Below are 15362 nucleotides of genomic sequence, written 5' to 3' on the forward strand. Positions count from 1 at the left end.
TCAGTTTGTCCTGAGCCTGGAATAAAAGTCAAATTTTCTCCCAAAATAAAAAAGGTGTCAACTGAAAACCCTGCATTTAGGTCTTAGTTGACGCCTCCTTTATGACCGGAATCCGCCGTTTGTTGTATTTAGGCTAGATAATCTGGATGCGCTAACGTAACAGATATAGCAATCTCGATAGTTGCCCTAGCCTTTGACCCAGTCTAGTTCACTTTCTTTGTCCGCCGAACGCTTCAGCAACAAAGCGTCATCCTACATTTCATCAGGTGCTTCAACACCCAACAACCGCAATGCTTCCTTTAGCACCGTTGACACACTCTTAACAAGGGTCAACCGAGCAGTCTTCTCACTGTCATCAGCTAAGATCTTAGAGTGTGCATAGTACTTGTTAAAGGCTTTCGCTAACCGAATGGCATACTTCGCAACGTCAGATGGTTCGAATTCCTTCAAGGCCAGTTTAACGGTGTCTGGAAAGTCAGCTAAGACCTTCAACGTCTCCCAAGCTTCAGGATCCGAGATCTTGGCATCCGACTCAAGCAGCGTCACATCGCCGGCCTTTCTCAGAATACTTTCGGCACGTGCGTGAGCGTATTGAACGTATGGGCCAGTTTCCCCTTCAAACTTCAGTTGGTCTTCAAGGTTGAAGTCAATACTGTTCATCCGTTCGTTCTTTAAATCGCCAAAGATAATCGCACCGACACCAACTTGTTTAGCAACTTCATCCTTGTTTGGCAGGTCTGGGTTCTTAGCAGCAATCTGCTTCTTGGCCATTTCAATGGAGTCATCCAAAACGACATCCAATAAGATGATCCGGCCAGAACGCGTCGACAATTTCTTACCATCAACAGTAATCAAACCAAATGGAATATGGTGCAGGTTCTTAGCAGATGGCAAGCCCATTTCAGTTAAAACAGCCTTTAATTGTTGGAAGTAGTACATTTGTTCAGAACCAACAACATAGAGGTTCATAGCTGGATGGTACGTGTTTTCACGGTAGACCGCTGTCGCGATATCACGGGTGATGTACAGTGAGGCCCCATCACTCTTCAGGATCAAGGCCGGGTTCAAGTCGTACTTAGACAGATCGACCACTTGGGCACCCTGTGATTCTTTCAGGAGTCCCTTAGCCTTTAGATCATCAATAACCGCCTGCATCTTGTCGTTATAGAAAGCTTCACCATTATAGGTATCAAACTTAACACCTAATTTGTCATAGATGGCATTGAATGCCTTTAATGATTCGTCACGGAACCATGACCAGAGATGGTGAGCTTCTTCGTCACCATCTTCAAGCTTCTTAAACCATTCACGCGCTTGGTCGTCAAGTTCAGGGTGTTCCTTATCTTCCTGGTGGAATTTAACGTAGTACTTTACCAGATTGGTAATTGGATCCTTCTTAACGTCTTCTTCGTTCCCCCACTTCAGGTAAGCAACGATCAACTTCCCAAATTGGGTCCCCCAGTCACCCAAGTGATTATCCTTGATTGGGGTGTAGCCGTTTTTCTTCAGGATCTCAGCAATGGAATTACCGATCACAGTCGACCGCAAATGTCCCATGGAAATAGGCTTGGCGATGTTAGGAGAAGACATATCGATTGGCACATTGCCACCGTTTCCGTCTTCATTTTGACCATAGTCAGCACCGTCGCTCATCACTTGACCAAGAATGTCAGCACTAAAGACGCTCTTATCAAGGAAGAAGTTCAGGTATGGACCAGCAACTTCAACCTTTTCAAAATGAGATGTGTCGATCTGGGCTACCAGGTCGGCCGCAATCTGTTGGGGTGCCTTTTTCATCGCTTTTGCCAGCGTAAATGCTGGAAAGGCGTAATCCCCCTTTGACGTGTCCTTAGGGCGTTCAATTTTTTGATAAATATCTTCAGCCGATAAGACATCAGTCAGGCTGGGTGCTAACGTATCAGCAACTAATTGTTTGTAATCCATAACGAATACTCTCCTATCGTATCTATAATGTCTGTGTCAATCTTAGAATATCACACTTGTGTGCACTACTGGCGCGAAACGGTATAAAAAAACGCCCCCTACAATTTAAAAATTGTAAGAGACGAGATTAACCCGCGGTACCACTCTAGTTGATATTTAGTATCCACTTTAACGTATTCACATTGACCGTTCTAAAAAGCGCGCTTCACTGAATGGTGCCATCAGGCTTCCAACCTCCCTGACTTGCTGTACACAGCCGACTCAGTTACTCCTCTTTTATCGTTGAACGTGATTGTCAGTGACAATCTCACTTGATGCATTCTACCGCATCTGAATAGGAATAACAAGTCTTAACTGGTGATTACCGTCATTCTAGCTAAAGATTCAAACAACTGAGTATTTTCTCATTAACGTTTAATGAATTATGGCGTATGCTAGAAACTGGTGAGACCTCCTTGGGTATTATGAGAATGAGATAAAATTCATTTTCCATCACATCCTGGGTTATTGTTTAATAAGCTGACACCAAAGGATTAATTCATTTATCCACGCTGGTCACCACCGGTTGACAACCATAAGGGACAAATAAGTGAAGTGTCTTGCGCTTCAAATGAAAGGGATTTTGATTATGGGTGACAGAAGACATAAGTCGACCCTGTTCTTGCGGAAAGATATTCGGACGGATATCTTCAAAAAAACGGGGTTGGCTAAATCATTGAATGCATTTAGTTTAATTACCATGGGTGTTGGCGCCATCGTCGGGGCCGGGATCTTTATTACACCAGGCATTATCGCTGCTAAATATACTGGTCCGGGGGCCATGCTAGCCTTTGTCCTCGCGGCAGTCGTGTGTTCGTTAGCAGCGTTGTGTTATTCCGAGTTTTCCTCGACGATTCCACTTGCCGGCAGTGCCTATACTTACATATACGCTGTGTTTGGCGAATTCATTGCCTGGATTCTCGGCTGGGCACTCGTGTCCGAATACTTATTCTCCGTTTCAGCGGTCGCGGCGAGCTGGTCGTCGTATTTCCAAAATATTCTCGCCGGGTTTAACCTCTACTTACCAGCACAATTACGAGCAGCATTCGGAACAGCCGGTCAACCGCACGCGATTTTCGACCTGCCAGCGTTTGTAATCATCATGATCGTGTCCTTGTTGCTGATCGGTGGTATCCGTGAATCCGCCCGAGTTAACGCGATCATGGTCATTTTAAAGATTATTGTCATTATCCTATTCATTGTGGTCGGCGTCTTCTACATTCGCCCTGAAAACTACCACCCCTTCTTACCACACGGATTCAAGGGCGTTGTTTCAGGGGCGGCGGTTGCGTTTTATGCCTACATCGGGTTCGATGCCGTCTCAACAGCGGCCGAGGAAGTAAAGCAGCCGCAACGGAACGTGCCAATTGGCATCATCGGCTCCCTATTGATTGCGACAGCCCTGTACATTGCATTGTCTGCAGTTCTTGTCGGCATCGTCAAGTACACGAAGTTAAACGTTGCTGACCCGGTTGCCTACGCGCTGCACTTTATTCACCAAGATTGGGTCTCTGGAATTGTTTCCTTAGGGGCGGTTATTGGAATGACCACCGTGCTGATCGTCTTTCTCTATGGCGGTACCCGATTGGTCTTTGCGATTAGTCGTGACGGCCTGTTGCCACAATTATTCAGCCGTCTCAACCCAAAAACGCACGCACCAGCTGTGAATACTTGGGTGTTTGGAATCGTCGGCAGTATCTTCGCCTGCATTATCCCAATTGATAAAATTACCGAATTGGTCAACATTGGGACGTTGTTTGCCTTTGCGATGGTCTCGATTGGGATCGTCTTTCTCCGACAGAATCCGGCGTTTAAGGATCTGGATTCAGCCTTTAAAGTCCCGCTCTATCCTGTGTTGCCGATTGTGTCATTCATCCTATGTATCACACTCATGCTTGAATTGAAGGCCTTTACTTGGATCGCCTTCTTCGTTTGGTTATTGATCGGTCTGTGTGTTTACTTTAGTTATGGGTATCGGCACAGTGTTGTGCGCCTTCGTTATCAGAAAGATCAACCAAAATAAACTGACAAAACACGATTTGGCAATGATTGCTAAATCGTGTTTTTTATGCGTTTATGGCGCGTGGTTATTTGAATTTAAAGTTAGAAAAAAGACGTTCAGTTTTTATAAACAGAACGTCTTTTGATTCGATTAAAACCTAAGCGGGTAACGGGAATCGGACCCGCGACACAAGCTTGGGAAGCTTGGATTTTACCACTAAACTATACCCGCAACAACAAGATTAACTATATCATATCCTTACAAACTTGTCAGTAAAAATTCAAAAAAAAAAGTTTGTAAATTCTTTCAATAGTCAACCTTTTTCGTTTTTTAAAAGCCCACCATTACCGTGGTTAGCTGTTTTTAACTTTTGCTAACGTTGCATCGTCTTTACGCACAATTGCCCGGTTGTTTAACTCGCCGACTAAGATGCGGTCTGCTTGATCAAACATCGAGGATGTGGATTAAAACAGAATTTTCGTAGACCTTTTCAATCTCGCCCTGAAAATCGTGTTCGAAAGAGCCAAAACGTTTGCCTTTAACGTAATCGCCAATCTTAAGTTCTGCCATGTGAAGCCCTCCATATCAAGATGATGAACAAGATAATAACAAACCCCTCAGTAAATTACAAGCAGTATTCCTCATATTTTTAAACTTTTGGGAAAACAGCAACGAATAGGCCACAATTGTCGTTCCATAAGTTTTCCCAAATTCCACTTAACTCACGCCCACTGGACCAGCTGACGTGGTAAACTAAGCATAGATTGTAATTAAAGGACGTGGGTCTATGTGGCTAGCCATCCACTCGGTAAGTTTTGTCTTCTTAATTCTTTGCACGATTATCGGCTTAAATCGCACCTCTGAAAAACGTATTTCGCAGTTCTTAATTATTGACCGGATCATCTACCTGGTCATCATCATCAGTGGCATCATTCTGTTGATTCGAACCTTTCAGCATGCGCCAGTATTGGTGGGCCTGCGGGAAGGGTTGGAACTATTGCTCATAGTGGCAATTGAACTGGCCTTTGGACGCAAACAGGAACGCTCCCTTTCCACCAGGCTCGTTGTGGTGCTGACCGTCTTGATCTTGCTCATTGCGGGTCTCGGCTGGTGGCTGGCTGTTAAGCTGCCCTGATTTCGGAACATTAAAAACCATTCTTCCAAATTATCGGAAGAATGGTTTTTTTGTTTCTATTCGGTCTTGTAATCAATACCCTTTTGCTGTTTCAAGGCTAACGTCAACGAGTGATCCACTAAGATCGACTGGCTATCAATGATCGGTAAGTCAGTGATCGGTTCACGTTCTTGCGCGAGTGAGAGCTCAGTACACCCGAGCACCACTGCATCTACGTCAAACGTATCAAACATTTCCTGCACCAAACTATGGAACAGGTTCCCGTCGACAGTGTTGTTATCCTTGATCTGCGTGTAAATGAGTTCGTTAGTCTTAGCCTGAACGCTCGGCGTTGGTTTGACAAATGCATAACCGGCCGCTTCAATTTCGTGGTCGTAGATTTCATCTGCAATTGTCCCCTCGGTCGCAACGATACCGATCTTCTTGGCATTGGGATACTTGATTTTGATTTCACCGGCAGCCTCGCGCGGCATATGCAGGATCGGAATATCGGTCACCGCCGTTAACTCATCGTAGAAGTAGTGCGCTGTATTACACGGTAGCGCGAAAAAATCAGGGTTTAAGGCCGACTGGCGCTTAAAGTCGTCCAGCAATGGCGGTAACGGATTAGGCTTTGAGTGGTCCAAAATATAGTCCGTTCTATCCGGCACCGTCGCGTGGTTGACGAGGATGTAGTCCAGATAGTCCTGATCAGAATGCGCTGGTGTGCGTAAATTTAACTGGTGAATATAACTTTCGGTGGCCTGAGTACCCATGCCGCCGATGATCGTAAAGAAATGGTTCATCGTGATCACCCCTTGTTTTCAGCAAAATACCTATCAAAGTTCTTCACGTAATTGTGGTTCATCCACTTGATCAGTGCCCACCGCTTCAGATTCATGTCGTCTGAATATTCGTAGGTTGTCCCATAACGGTGTTCCTTGATCAGTTCTAACGCACGCTCCTTATCCGCATTTTCACGGGCATACTTCTTAAACGTTTTAACTGGGACACCCAGCCAAAGGGCGTGCTGTTCCGGATTCTGGTTGCCATAAACGGTCGGTTCCTCCGCCAGATCCTGTTTCACGTAGTCCTTGACGACCCAGTCGGCAAGGTTGTACCCGTTTAGCGTCACGAAGAAGCTGCTGCGACCCTGACGCAAGTTAATTTCAAATAATTTAAATGTGTTGTCCCGCGCATCGTACTTCATATCGAAGTTCGCATAACCAGTAAATTCAATGGCTTCAAGGAAGGTCTTGATCTGCTGATAGATCGTTTCGTTGTATTCTGGCAGGATCGCCACGTAGTTCCCGATAGCAGACGGTGCCGGATCCTCCAAGAGTGGATGGCCCAAACACATCATTTTCACGTGGTGGTGCTGGTCAACGTATGCGTTCAACACCCGCATATTGCTATCATCGCCAGGCACAAAGTCCTGCAAGATAAAGTCGGATTTATACCCGTTCTCATATGCAGCATCAAGGACGCGGTCAAATTCTTCGCGAGACTGGATCCGAAAAGCCTTCTTACGCCCTTCAAAATGCACGTCTAACCACTCCACGCTATTAGCTGGCTTCAAGGCGACCGGGTAGTCAAATGGCTGGTCAATGACCTGGCGATTATCGTGCTCATCCTTTGTGATGACGCGGGTCTTAGGGTATGGCAGCTGATATTTGTCACAAATTTCGTAGAAGCGTTCCTTATTATTGAGGTGTTTCAAGAGATCGTAGTCAATGTATGGGCACACAAACGTATCGGAAAGTTCGTCTTTATGCTTAGCGATCAACTCAGCGTAACCGTCCCCACACCCGATCAAAATAACGGGTTCGGCGTGGTCCTTGTAGCGTGCCTTAATTTTTCGCATAGATTCGATCCAAACGGGATCCTCATCAAATCCGGGGATCAGTTCAAGGTCAACCACCTTGGTATAGCGGGTCGGCGCAAGTTGAATCGACGCAATGGCCTTAACTGGCTGATGGTACAGCGCGTATAGTGACCGGGCCATTCCGTAGACGTTAAAGTCGCTCCCTAATAAGATTGGCGTAAACTTTGGTGTTTCCTGCATGACTAGTTTTCCTCCACAACATTTTTGGCAATCGTAACATCCGTTTCGTAAGGCGTGTTGACGCCGTTAACCTTTTGGTAGTTGTCTTCACCCTTACCTGCTAACACCACGATATCATTTTTTGTACTCATTTCAATGGCCTTGCGAATGGCCGTCTTGCGATCCATTTCAAACGCGACCTGGACCTTATCATGGTCAATATACGAATCAATTTCATCCGCAATTGCCCGCGGGTCCTCATAGCCAGGATCGTCGGTCGTTAAAATGGCCAGGTCCGCCTCTTCGCTAAGTGCTTTCCCGAAGCCTTTTCGTCTTGAGACCCCCTTGTTTCCGGTACTGCCAACGACCACGATCACGCGACCAGCATCGGTTTGGCGCCGCAAGAAACTCAGCAAGGCTTTCAGACTAGCATAGTTATGCGCGTAATCAATGTAAATGGTGCCATATTGAGAACTCGTCACCATTTCCATCCGGCCGGGCACGTGAACCGTCGTCAAGGCTGTCTGCATTTCAGCAGCCGTAGCACCAGACAACGCGCCCGCAATAATGGCACTGGCGGCGTTACTTTCATTATAGTCGCCAGGGACGCTCAGTGCGTAGGTGCCATCAAGGGCAAGTGACTTGGCCTTGTCGGAAATACTTTGAACGTCAAATGCGCTGTCTTTAAGCGTCTCTTCGTCATTACTAAACTGCACGTCCAGGTCGAGTGGCAACTGTAATTTGGCCCCTTTGCGCGCATACAGATAGATGTTTTCTGGCGGTGTGCTCGTCTTAGCGGCCTGATAGACATCTTCAAGATGGTCTGTCTCTGCGTTAATAATGCAGGTCCGTGAATTGACAAGTAACTGTTCCTTGCAAAACAGGTAATCCGCAAACGTCGGGTGCTCGTTTTCCCCAATATGATCCGGCGTAATGTTCAAAAAGATGCCCACGTCATAGGTCAACCCATAGACCCGGTTCTTCTTATAAGCTTGGGAAGACACTTCCATCACCAAATGCGTCATCCCATTAGTGACCGCAGCCCGCATATCGTGAAACAGGTCGAGTGATTCAGGTGTTGTGAGATCAGATTTAAACCGCTGATCTGGTTGGTTACCCAGCACCCGGTCAATGGTCGAAAACAACGCGGCCTTGTCATGGGTGTGGGTCCGTTGAATATGGTGTTCAAAATAAGCGGAAGTGGTTTTCCCTTTCGTCCCAGTAAACGCAATGATGAAGAGGTCGTTTTGCGGATACCCGTAAAACGCCGCCCCCAACAGTGCCATTGCTTGTTGAATATTTGAAACCGTAATGGCAGTCATGCCAGCACCTTCTGGGTACACCGTTTCGGCAACGTAGCCCGTAGCCCCAGCCGCCTTAGCAGCCGTTAAATATTCTGGTTTAAAATTACCCTTACAAAAAAACAACGTGTCTGGTTGAACCTGGCGCGAATCATAAGTCACACTGGTGAATTGACGCCCCTGGTTCCCCGCCGTTGCAGTTAATAACTGATGTTCCTGTAATAAAGTCAACACTTGGGTCATATCAAGTGACATTGGCTTCTTCATCTCCAACTTATGAATAAAATACTGTTTCTATTATTTCACGTTTCCCTCAAAAAAGAAACTGACCCCGCCATCAGACTCCGGGACGGGGTTAACGGCATCTGTGCTGTTTAAGGCAAAGATAACGCCACAAAAAGCGACCCATTTTGTCCTAGCCAGCCAGCAATGAAGTCCAGCATCGTAACCCTTAACAAAATGGTCGTTCAAACAGTCTTCATTTTAGCAAATATCTGGTTGTAATACTACCAGGGTTGTGGGGTTGTAAGGATTTCTTTAGAGAGCGCGCGACCCAAGGCGGTTAGAGGGCGGAGTGTAAGTAACTCTGGTCAGAAAAGTCCGGGCCTGACTTTTTTGACCAGAGTTACTTACACTGGAGCCTTTTGCCTTGCTTCGGGTCTTTCTACTATTAGGTGAATCAAATAGCGCTGACATGTCGCTTCGTTGCACCGTTCGGCCTTGCAGTCAGAGGTGGGGTCGCTTCGGAGCTATTGAATTTCTTAACAGAAATTCAAGGATTTCCTACGTCTCCCGGGTTACCAGGCGAGGAAAGAACCCTCGCCAACTAACACTGACACCACAGCCTGCAATGCCGAACGGCTCCGCTACGCTACAATACTTGCAGGAGTCATTCGGAGGGTACGCCTTCATCAATGATTACATGAAGCCTCTCAATCAATTATTACCAGTGACTAGCTCATTGTTAGCAGCATTAATATTAATGGACTTAATAGCAGTTGAGGGTGAATTCTCTACGAACTGGTTTTAATACCATTTCGATGCTTGGCAAAATGGAATAAGTAAGCTCAACTTCAGTGAAATGGCCCAATTTGGCACGGAGCTGTGGTGTCGACATCAGTTAGCGACCGTACTTTGGTCGGTTACTGATGTGCGAGTCGATGGAGATCCATTCGAGAGCTGCGCAGCAGAAATCGAATTAGCTTCATCGCGAGCCACTACACGGAGTGCCAAATTGCGGAATGCAACGGACCTATCACCTAACATTGGAAAGCCCCCTTGCTTCGCGCGTTTCCGCTACATCACATAAATGCCTCGTAGCCAACACCACCAATAACTGTAAAAAAGCGCTCCCATCGTTAAATCCACAACAATGCGGTATAATAGAGTGGCACCAGGAAATGGAGTGATTGTATGGATAACTTAATCTTTTTTAATCCCGGCGATTCTGTTGGTAACTTTCACGACTACGACGAGGCAGTGAGAAGTGCCCAAATCTACCGTGAATCTAACAAAATTGAAAGCGGCCACGTCTTTGTGGTCAAGGGTGTCAATAATAAAAAATTCGATGTCTTCCTGGCTGATGATCAAATGATCAATCCAGAAACGGATCCACAAAAGGGAAAATCACGGTCACAACCCTACTACGTCTCAAAGAAACTCTAAGACGTTCCCTTATTTAACACATAACTGACAATTAAAAAAACGCACCCTCATTGTCTGAGGGGCGTTTTTTTAATGTACGGCAAAGTGGTTGTTTCACCATCCGCGTGAACGCTAAGAAATTGCTCACGATCATAACGGGTAAGTAACACTGGTACCCGCACTTGAAGTGACGTAACGCTATTAGCAATTAGAAAATGTTGATCGTCCACTGGTTGCAAGTCATACCCTGTCGCCCGCAAATAAATCTGCGTCTCCGCTAATCGCGTGGCATCTTGAAGCTCGCTGGTATCACTGATCAACAATGGCATCCCGTCACCCCCTGTGGCCCGTTTTAATGTAGATGCGCCCATCCATGACTCGGTCTTTAAACGCTACCAGATCAGTGTAGACCTCTGCATGACTTGGAACCGACCGCAGTTGGTTGACTAAGGTCATCAAAACGACTAAAAATCGGCGCTGCAACCGACGATTTGCAGCTGGCAGCAAGCCATTCACACGTTGATTTTGCTGGTACAGGATCTGTATCTCGCTGCGGATCTGATTGTTGACCTGAATCGCTAGTGTGAACTGCTGGGTGTCTCGAACAGCAATCTCTACCTGATCAACGCAACGTTGCCAGGCCTGAAGTTGGCTGATAATGGCTTGTTCAGCACGATCATAGTCTGAAAAATCAATTATTTTGTTGCGATTCATGGCGTTCAGCGACCGCCTTTTTCCCCTTCTCGGCCAACCCGTTAACGTAGTGACCTGCGTCAATGTAGCCGGCATCGATCAAGGGTTGCGGATCGCCGCCAATTGCGTTGTCACAGTAGTCAACAAAGTGACTGAGACTCGTCCCGGGTTCGACACGTCCTGAAGCAATGGCATCTAAAATATTGTATTGTTCTTTCGTTAACATTACGCTCATCCTTTCGCTCAACCAGTTATTGTGCTATACAAATAACTGCCGGCAATGACATTTAAGACGTTGTGACGACTTTGGTGACCGACCTAACGTCCGTTGCTTAAAATAATACCACGTTCTCTCTAAAACCAAACAATTATGCCTGTCAATTATGCCAAACGTGTATCACTACGATTTCTTGTTGTATCTAAATGTGGCAAGTTCTAAAAAGAAGATAAGTGTGTTACAGGTGTCTGATTGGGTAATGATTTGCCAATCGAGACAAGCAACCTAAAATTAAAATAAGCTGGAGATGGCGACCATTGGATGAAGATTATGGTTACGTATATGTGTTAGAAAATAAGGCGTTCCCTGGATACATTAAAGTTGGCCAGACAAAAAATCTGGCGCGACGTTTAGCCCAATTTAACAGTACGGGGATCCCGCAGGAAAAACCAACACTGCTGCTATTTGCGGTGCATTTAAACCACTATAAGAAAGCCGAGCGGATCTTACATAAAGCGTTGTCCGATAAGCGAGAAAGCACCTCAACGGAATTTTTCAAAGCCACCTATAACCAAGTGAGAGCCGAATTTGACCTGTTAAGTTTTAACGACCCCAACGCCGAGCTAGTCCGCCCGGAAAAATTCAACGAAAAGATTACGGGCAAACCCATTCAGGTCGTCAAACGAAAGGTTGGCTCCCGCCCCAATCGGACCTTCAAGTATCTGAGTATTCCTGCCGGGTCAAAATTAACCTTTAAAGAAGACCCAAAGTTACAGGTCACCGTCATAGATGACAAAAATCACGTCTTGTGCCGATGTGGTAAAGAACACACCCTCTCTCGCGCAGCAATCTGCTGCTTCGATTATTTCCACCAGCTACCAGAAGCACAACAGGGTCACGACCGAAATGGGTTTGACTGGTTTGAATATAATGGCATCTTAATTTCTAAGATCAAGCCAATGGTAAACGAAGAACTCGGGTAGTCTTGAGCTGTTGAAATAATATTCAGGTGTCATTAAAAATCGATATTAGGTATAATGGCCTTATGAGATTGGAGTGTGAGAATGATGTTTATGTCAACGGGGGCGTTTAATCAACCACACGTGATAAAAGGTGTGGTTGCGGTTACTTGTCATACACAATTAACTTCAGAAAAGCCAGATGAGTTTGACTTATTTGATCAACTATTTGAAGACGCAAAGCAAAAGTTATATCAAAAGGCGGCTGAAAAAAATGCGGACGGCATCGTCGATGTTTCCTTTAACACCGAGGTTGTTCGCATGAGTGTCGCCCCTAAGTTTTTAATTGTTCATGCATATGGGACCGTTATTTCGATAGAAAATTCAAAATAAGGTTTGCAAATATGGCAATTATAGTGTAATATATTTTTTGTTGTTAAAGGCACTGCCCCGGTGGCGGAATTGGCAGACGCGCAGCGTTCAGGTCGCTGTTTGGGTAACCAAGTACAGGTTCGAATCCTGCCCGGGGCATTTTTAACAAAACTGGATAAATTTTATAAAATAAGAATCGCGCTAAATCAAACTTTGGCCGGTTCTTATTTTTTTTGTTTTTAGTCGAAAAATAAACTAGTTTGCACATATTCAGCACAGTTAACAGAAACGCAAATCGTCTCGTATCTGAATTAATCCGTCTTTCAAGAGGTTTAAATATCCAATTTTCTCAAAGTCCCAATTAATACCTGATCGAGGTTTTTCTTTAAATCACGAACTTTAGCCCCCATTCCATGGACAAAATGGTGTATTCACGTTATAATTCAATTCAAGTAGCAATTTAATTGTACACAATAAGATATGACCATAATCAATTTCACAAGAAAGAAGGGACCGTTATGAGCGATACGAAACCGCGTCTCCTAGACGACCAGCTCTGTTTTGCCTTCTATACGGCAAGTAAAAATTTAATCACTTTTATCAGGAGGCGCTCAAGCCGTTTCACCTAACCTACCCCCAGTACATTACCATGTTAGCGCTCTGGGAAACGTCGCCATTGACCGTTCGCGAACTTGGGCAACGACTCAACTTAGACAGTGGCACCCTGACACCACTCTTAAAACGACTAGAAAAACAAGGGTGGATCTCTCGTGATCGCAGTGAAGAGGATGAACGTCAAGTGGACATCTCACTGACCGACTATGCCATTGAGCAACGCGATGTCGTTTACGACCGCGTTAACCAGTGTGTGGACCTGCTTGATCTCGACCTTGCAACTTACGATGCTTTTCTTGACCAGATTCGTAGCGTTGGCGATGATTTGGACAACGTGCGAAATGACCGGAAGATTCAGAAGAGTTTTTAACAGCATATTTAGGTATTAAAAAGCGACTCACAGTTGAATCCTGTGGGTCGTTTTTTTGTTGTTTATTAGGTCTATTGTATATAGCAACTTTTAGTTTTGAGAACCCTGATCTGTTTGTGCTTGGTTGACCGGTTAGGTTTCTTCTTGCATTGTACTGAAGACATTCTTTTTTTGATTCAGTTTACCCATTTTTACACGATTGTACATAGCAATTATGCTTTATGACAGTATTTTTGATTGTTTCGGTCTACCGTGCCGAAACGAGTTCTGGAAAGTAAGGAGCTGCACGTAAGCTAACTCTGGCAGAAATTCCCGGTTCTGGAATTTGTGCCAGAGTCAGCTTACGCTCCGCTCCTTAATCGCTTTCCGCCACTCTCTATCTCAACATCGCCGCCATAATCGACATCGCCATCAAATTATTTAACATATGCAATCCAATCGACGTTACCAGGTTGTCCGTCCGACGATAGATGAAGGCCAAGATTCCGCCGAGACAGGCGTAAATCAAAAAACTGATCACGTTATTGCTTGCATGGGCGATTGAGAAGATCAACCCGCTTGTGATCACTGGCAGCCAAAGTCTGCCAGGATTAAAGAAAGCATTGATCCAATAGCCGCGAAACAGGAGTTCCTCAATGATTGGCGATAAAAAGATTCCCGAGAACATCAAAAGGTAAAAGATCCACCTGTCACTGCGCAACAGCGTAATGATCACCTGGTTGTTCGCCGTCTGAGTCTCACCAAACAGTCGACTATTTAACGTCGTCAGCAGCATCTCAACTGCCAAAAAGACAACGAACGCAATTAGCAAATAGGCAATATCGTTACGTGATGGTCGGTGCCACACTGGATGGTCCATCACCCGTTTTAAACACTGATACAGAACCAAGATCAGCACAACATAGCCTAAGATGTACCCTGCGGCGGCTAGGGAACGCCCCAAATACTGCGTTTTAGGTAGCCCCCTAATCACCGTTAATAACAGAGGTACCAACTGAATTAAAACAAAGAACGTCAAAAAAATTAAGATTCGAGTCGCAACAGACGGTTTTGCGATGCCCGACTTTTCCAATGGCTGCATGCAGCTGGCCACCTCCTAACAATTAATGACTCTCGTGATGATCATCGTCATCCGTTGCCGTATCACCGTTTGCTCGTTTAACAAAGGGCAGCAACTTCAAATAAATCACCGTCACTAAGGTCATAGAAACGACAAAGGCCACAAACAGCGTCAAAATCGTGACAACGCTATTTGCTGGCCAGTCATGAACGAGCACCATGGTGCCCCCAATAATGAGACACGGCACCAATACAATGATCGTGTACATAAATCCCTTCAATTAAAGTCTCCTTACCCACATTATATTGTGTGGTTAATGAAAGTCTTCCGACATATACCGCTCCAAAATGGCGGTGATGGCTAATGTTTCAAAGCTATTAAACTCCACAAAGTTCATGTTCGCGTACTTTAAGCCTACCTGCCACCGCGCTGAAAGATCTGACCGATCAACGTAATTAAAGACAACCTGCTTGTTTTTTAAACTCCCCAAAAATCCGGTATAGACAGCTTCACGTTTCCCCGGATGTTCTCCCACCGTCACGACTTGGTCAGCATTAAACGCCCAGGCTAAAAGGGTCTTCAGAATCGATTTTTTCTTAAAGTCCAGAGAGCTGATGATACTGTCTAACTGCCAAACATTGGCATAGCCACGTTCTCTAGCGAGTGCCATCACTGCAACCAGCGATTTGAGATAATCTGATTGTTCGATCACTCGGGTAATGGTATTCAGGCGATACACACCGCCGCCATTAATCGCCCCATCCGGGTTGATCTGTTTCAATAGAACAAATTTATCATCCACTGCCAACACATTGCCAACTGAAAAATGCGCGTTATCGCCATACCGATAGATTTCCACAAGCCGACCGGTCTTAGCTGCATTTAACAATTGTTCACGAACTGTCCTCATAGTTTGCCTCCGTGGTTAATCGCCGAAGAATTTTTGTTAGATTAAATTGGTGCTACCTTAAAAATAGCAATTATTGAC

At 45.3% G+C, this 15362-nt stretch carries 15 protein-coding genes, 2 tRNA genes and 2 pseudogenes; 7 read left to right on the forward strand and 12 right to left on the reverse strand.

All coding sequences use genetic code 11. The annotated features are described in order from the left end of the window. Positions 1 to 252: 252 nt before the first annotated feature. Positions 253 to 1944 (reverse strand): arginine--tRNA ligase, encoded by a 1692-nt coding sequence (gene argS / locus AYR61_RS13230; protein ID WP_056987630.1) that lies wholly within the window; start codon positions 1942 to 1944, stop codon positions 253 to 255. A gap of 628 nt (positions 1945 to 2572) precedes the next feature. Between argS and AYR61_RS13235 the strand changes: the two genes are divergently transcribed. Further along, positions 2573 to 4006: an APC family permease gene (locus AYR61_RS13235; protein WP_056987629.1), complete on the forward strand. Its 1434-nt coding sequence runs from the start codon at positions 2573 to 2575 to the stop codon at positions 4004 to 4006. A gap of 139 nt (positions 4007 to 4145) precedes the next feature. Here the strand turns inward: AYR61_RS13235 and AYR61_RS13240 are convergent. Together AYR61_RS13240 and AYR61_RS15795 are read right to left on the reverse strand one after the other, a co-directional pair. Continuing rightward, positions 4146 to 4216 (reverse strand) — tRNA-Gly (locus tag AYR61_RS13240). A 122-nt stretch (positions 4217 to 4338) separates the two neighbouring features. After that, positions 4339 to 4555, reverse strand: a pseudogene (locus AYR61_RS15795) (DUF2187 domain-containing protein). 217 nt (positions 4556 to 4772) lie between these two features. On the opposite strand from AYR61_RS15795, the gene AYR61_RS13250 reads away from it, so the two are divergent. Beyond that, a complete protein-coding gene (locus AYR61_RS13250; protein WP_054706831.1) occupies positions 4773 to 5120 on the forward strand; it encodes a DUF1516 family protein in 348 nt (115 codons plus the stop codon). A 56-nt stretch (positions 5121 to 5176) separates the two neighbouring features. On the opposite strand, the gene AYR61_RS13255 is transcribed toward AYR61_RS13250, so the two are convergent. Genes AYR61_RS13255 through AYR61_RS13265 form a run of 3 tightly spaced genes read right to left on the reverse strand, consistent with a single transcriptional unit; the run spans position 5177 to position 8699 of the window. Continuing rightward, positions 5177 to 5905, reverse strand: a complete 729-nt coding sequence (locus AYR61_RS13255) for an aspartate/glutamate racemase family protein (RefSeq protein WP_054706828.1) — start codon at positions 5903 to 5905, stop codon at positions 5177 to 5179. A gap of 5 nt (positions 5906 to 5910) precedes the next feature. After that, on the reverse strand, positions 5911 to 7164 hold the full coding sequence (locus tag AYR61_RS13260) for a carboxylate--amine ligase (RefSeq protein WP_054706825.1): 1254 nt from the start codon (positions 7162 to 7164) through the stop codon (positions 5911 to 5913). 2 nt (positions 7165 to 7166) lie between these two features. Next, entirely contained in the window at positions 7167 to 8699 is a 1533-nt protein-coding gene (locus AYR61_RS13265; RefSeq protein ID WP_065903474.1) for a UDP-N-acetylmuramoyl-L-alanyl-D-glutamate--2,6-diaminopimelate ligase, read from the reverse strand. Positions 8700 to 9857: 1158 nt separating this feature from the next. Here AYR61_RS13265 and AYR61_RS13270 point away from each other — a divergent pair. Continuing rightward, on the forward strand, positions 9858 to 10109 hold the full coding sequence (locus AYR61_RS13270; RefSeq protein WP_065903477.1) for a hypothetical protein: 252 nt from the start codon (positions 9858 to 9860) through the stop codon (positions 10107 to 10109). A 47-nt stretch (positions 10110 to 10156) separates the two neighbouring features. On the opposite strand, the gene AYR61_RS13275 is transcribed toward AYR61_RS13270, so the two are convergent. The 3 genes from AYR61_RS13275 to AYR61_RS13285 are packed head-to-tail and all read right to left on the reverse strand — an operon-like array spanning position 10157 to position 11007. Further along, positions 10157 to 10417, reverse strand: coding sequence for a hypothetical protein (locus AYR61_RS13275; RefSeq protein ID WP_054706817.1), 261 nt, complete (start codon positions 10415 to 10417; stop codon positions 10157 to 10159). A 4-nt stretch (positions 10418 to 10421) separates the two neighbouring features. Further along, positions 10422 to 10802, reverse strand: coding sequence for a hypothetical protein (locus tag AYR61_RS13280; RefSeq protein ID WP_065903479.1), 381 nt, complete (start codon positions 10800 to 10802; stop codon positions 10422 to 10424). Beyond that, complete coding sequence (locus AYR61_RS13285; RefSeq protein ID WP_225353064.1) at positions 10780 to 11007, reverse strand: hypothetical protein; 228 nt, start codon at positions 11005 to 11007, stop codon at positions 10780 to 10782. Before AYR61_RS13285 ends, AYR61_RS13280 begins: the two co-directional genes overlap by 23 nt. A gap of 308 nt (positions 11008 to 11315) precedes the next feature. On the opposite strand from AYR61_RS13285, the gene AYR61_RS13290 reads away from it, so the two are divergent. From AYR61_RS13290 to AYR61_RS13305, 4 genes and pseudogenes are all read left to right on the forward strand, one after another. Continuing rightward, on the forward strand, positions 11316 to 11981 hold the full coding sequence (locus AYR61_RS13290; RefSeq protein ID WP_065903481.1) for a GIY-YIG nuclease family protein: 666 nt from the start codon (positions 11316 to 11318) through the stop codon (positions 11979 to 11981). Positions 11982 to 12062: 81 nt separating this feature from the next. Further along, positions 12063 to 12350 (forward strand): heavy metal-binding domain-containing protein, encoded by a 288-nt coding sequence (locus AYR61_RS13295; RefSeq protein ID WP_404814632.1) that lies wholly within the window; start codon positions 12063 to 12065, stop codon positions 12348 to 12350. A gap of 54 nt (positions 12351 to 12404) precedes the next feature. Then, positions 12405 to 12488: transfer RNA gene (locus AYR61_RS13300), tRNA-Leu, on the forward strand. 359 nt (positions 12489 to 12847) lie between these two features. Beyond that, a pseudogene (locus tag AYR61_RS13305) lies at positions 12848 to 13314 on the forward strand (MarR family winged helix-turn-helix transcriptional regulator). Between the two features lie 376 nt (positions 13315 to 13690). Here the strand turns inward: AYR61_RS13305 and AYR61_RS13310 are convergent. Genes AYR61_RS13310 through AYR61_RS13320 form a run of 3 tightly spaced genes read right to left on the reverse strand, consistent with a single transcriptional unit; the run spans position 13691 to position 15284 of the window. Continuing rightward, a complete protein-coding gene (locus AYR61_RS13310; RefSeq protein WP_054706801.1) occupies positions 13691 to 14395 on the reverse strand; it encodes a CPBP family intramembrane glutamic endopeptidase in 705 nt (234 codons plus the stop codon). A 22-nt stretch (positions 14396 to 14417) separates the two neighbouring features. Next, entirely contained in the window at positions 14418 to 14654 is a 237-nt protein-coding gene (locus AYR61_RS13315; RefSeq protein WP_054706798.1) for a hypothetical protein, read from the reverse strand. A gap of 33 nt (positions 14655 to 14687) precedes the next feature. After that, entirely contained in the window at positions 14688 to 15284 is a 597-nt protein-coding gene (locus AYR61_RS13320) for a hypothetical protein (protein ID WP_054706795.1), read from the reverse strand. Between the last annotated feature and the right edge of the window lie 78 nt (positions 15285 to 15362).

The sequence above is a fragment of the Secundilactobacillus paracollinoides genome (genome assembly GCF_001702155.1).
GTDB classification, from domain to species: Bacteria; Bacillota; Bacilli; order Lactobacillales; family Lactobacillaceae; genus Secundilactobacillus; species Secundilactobacillus paracollinoides.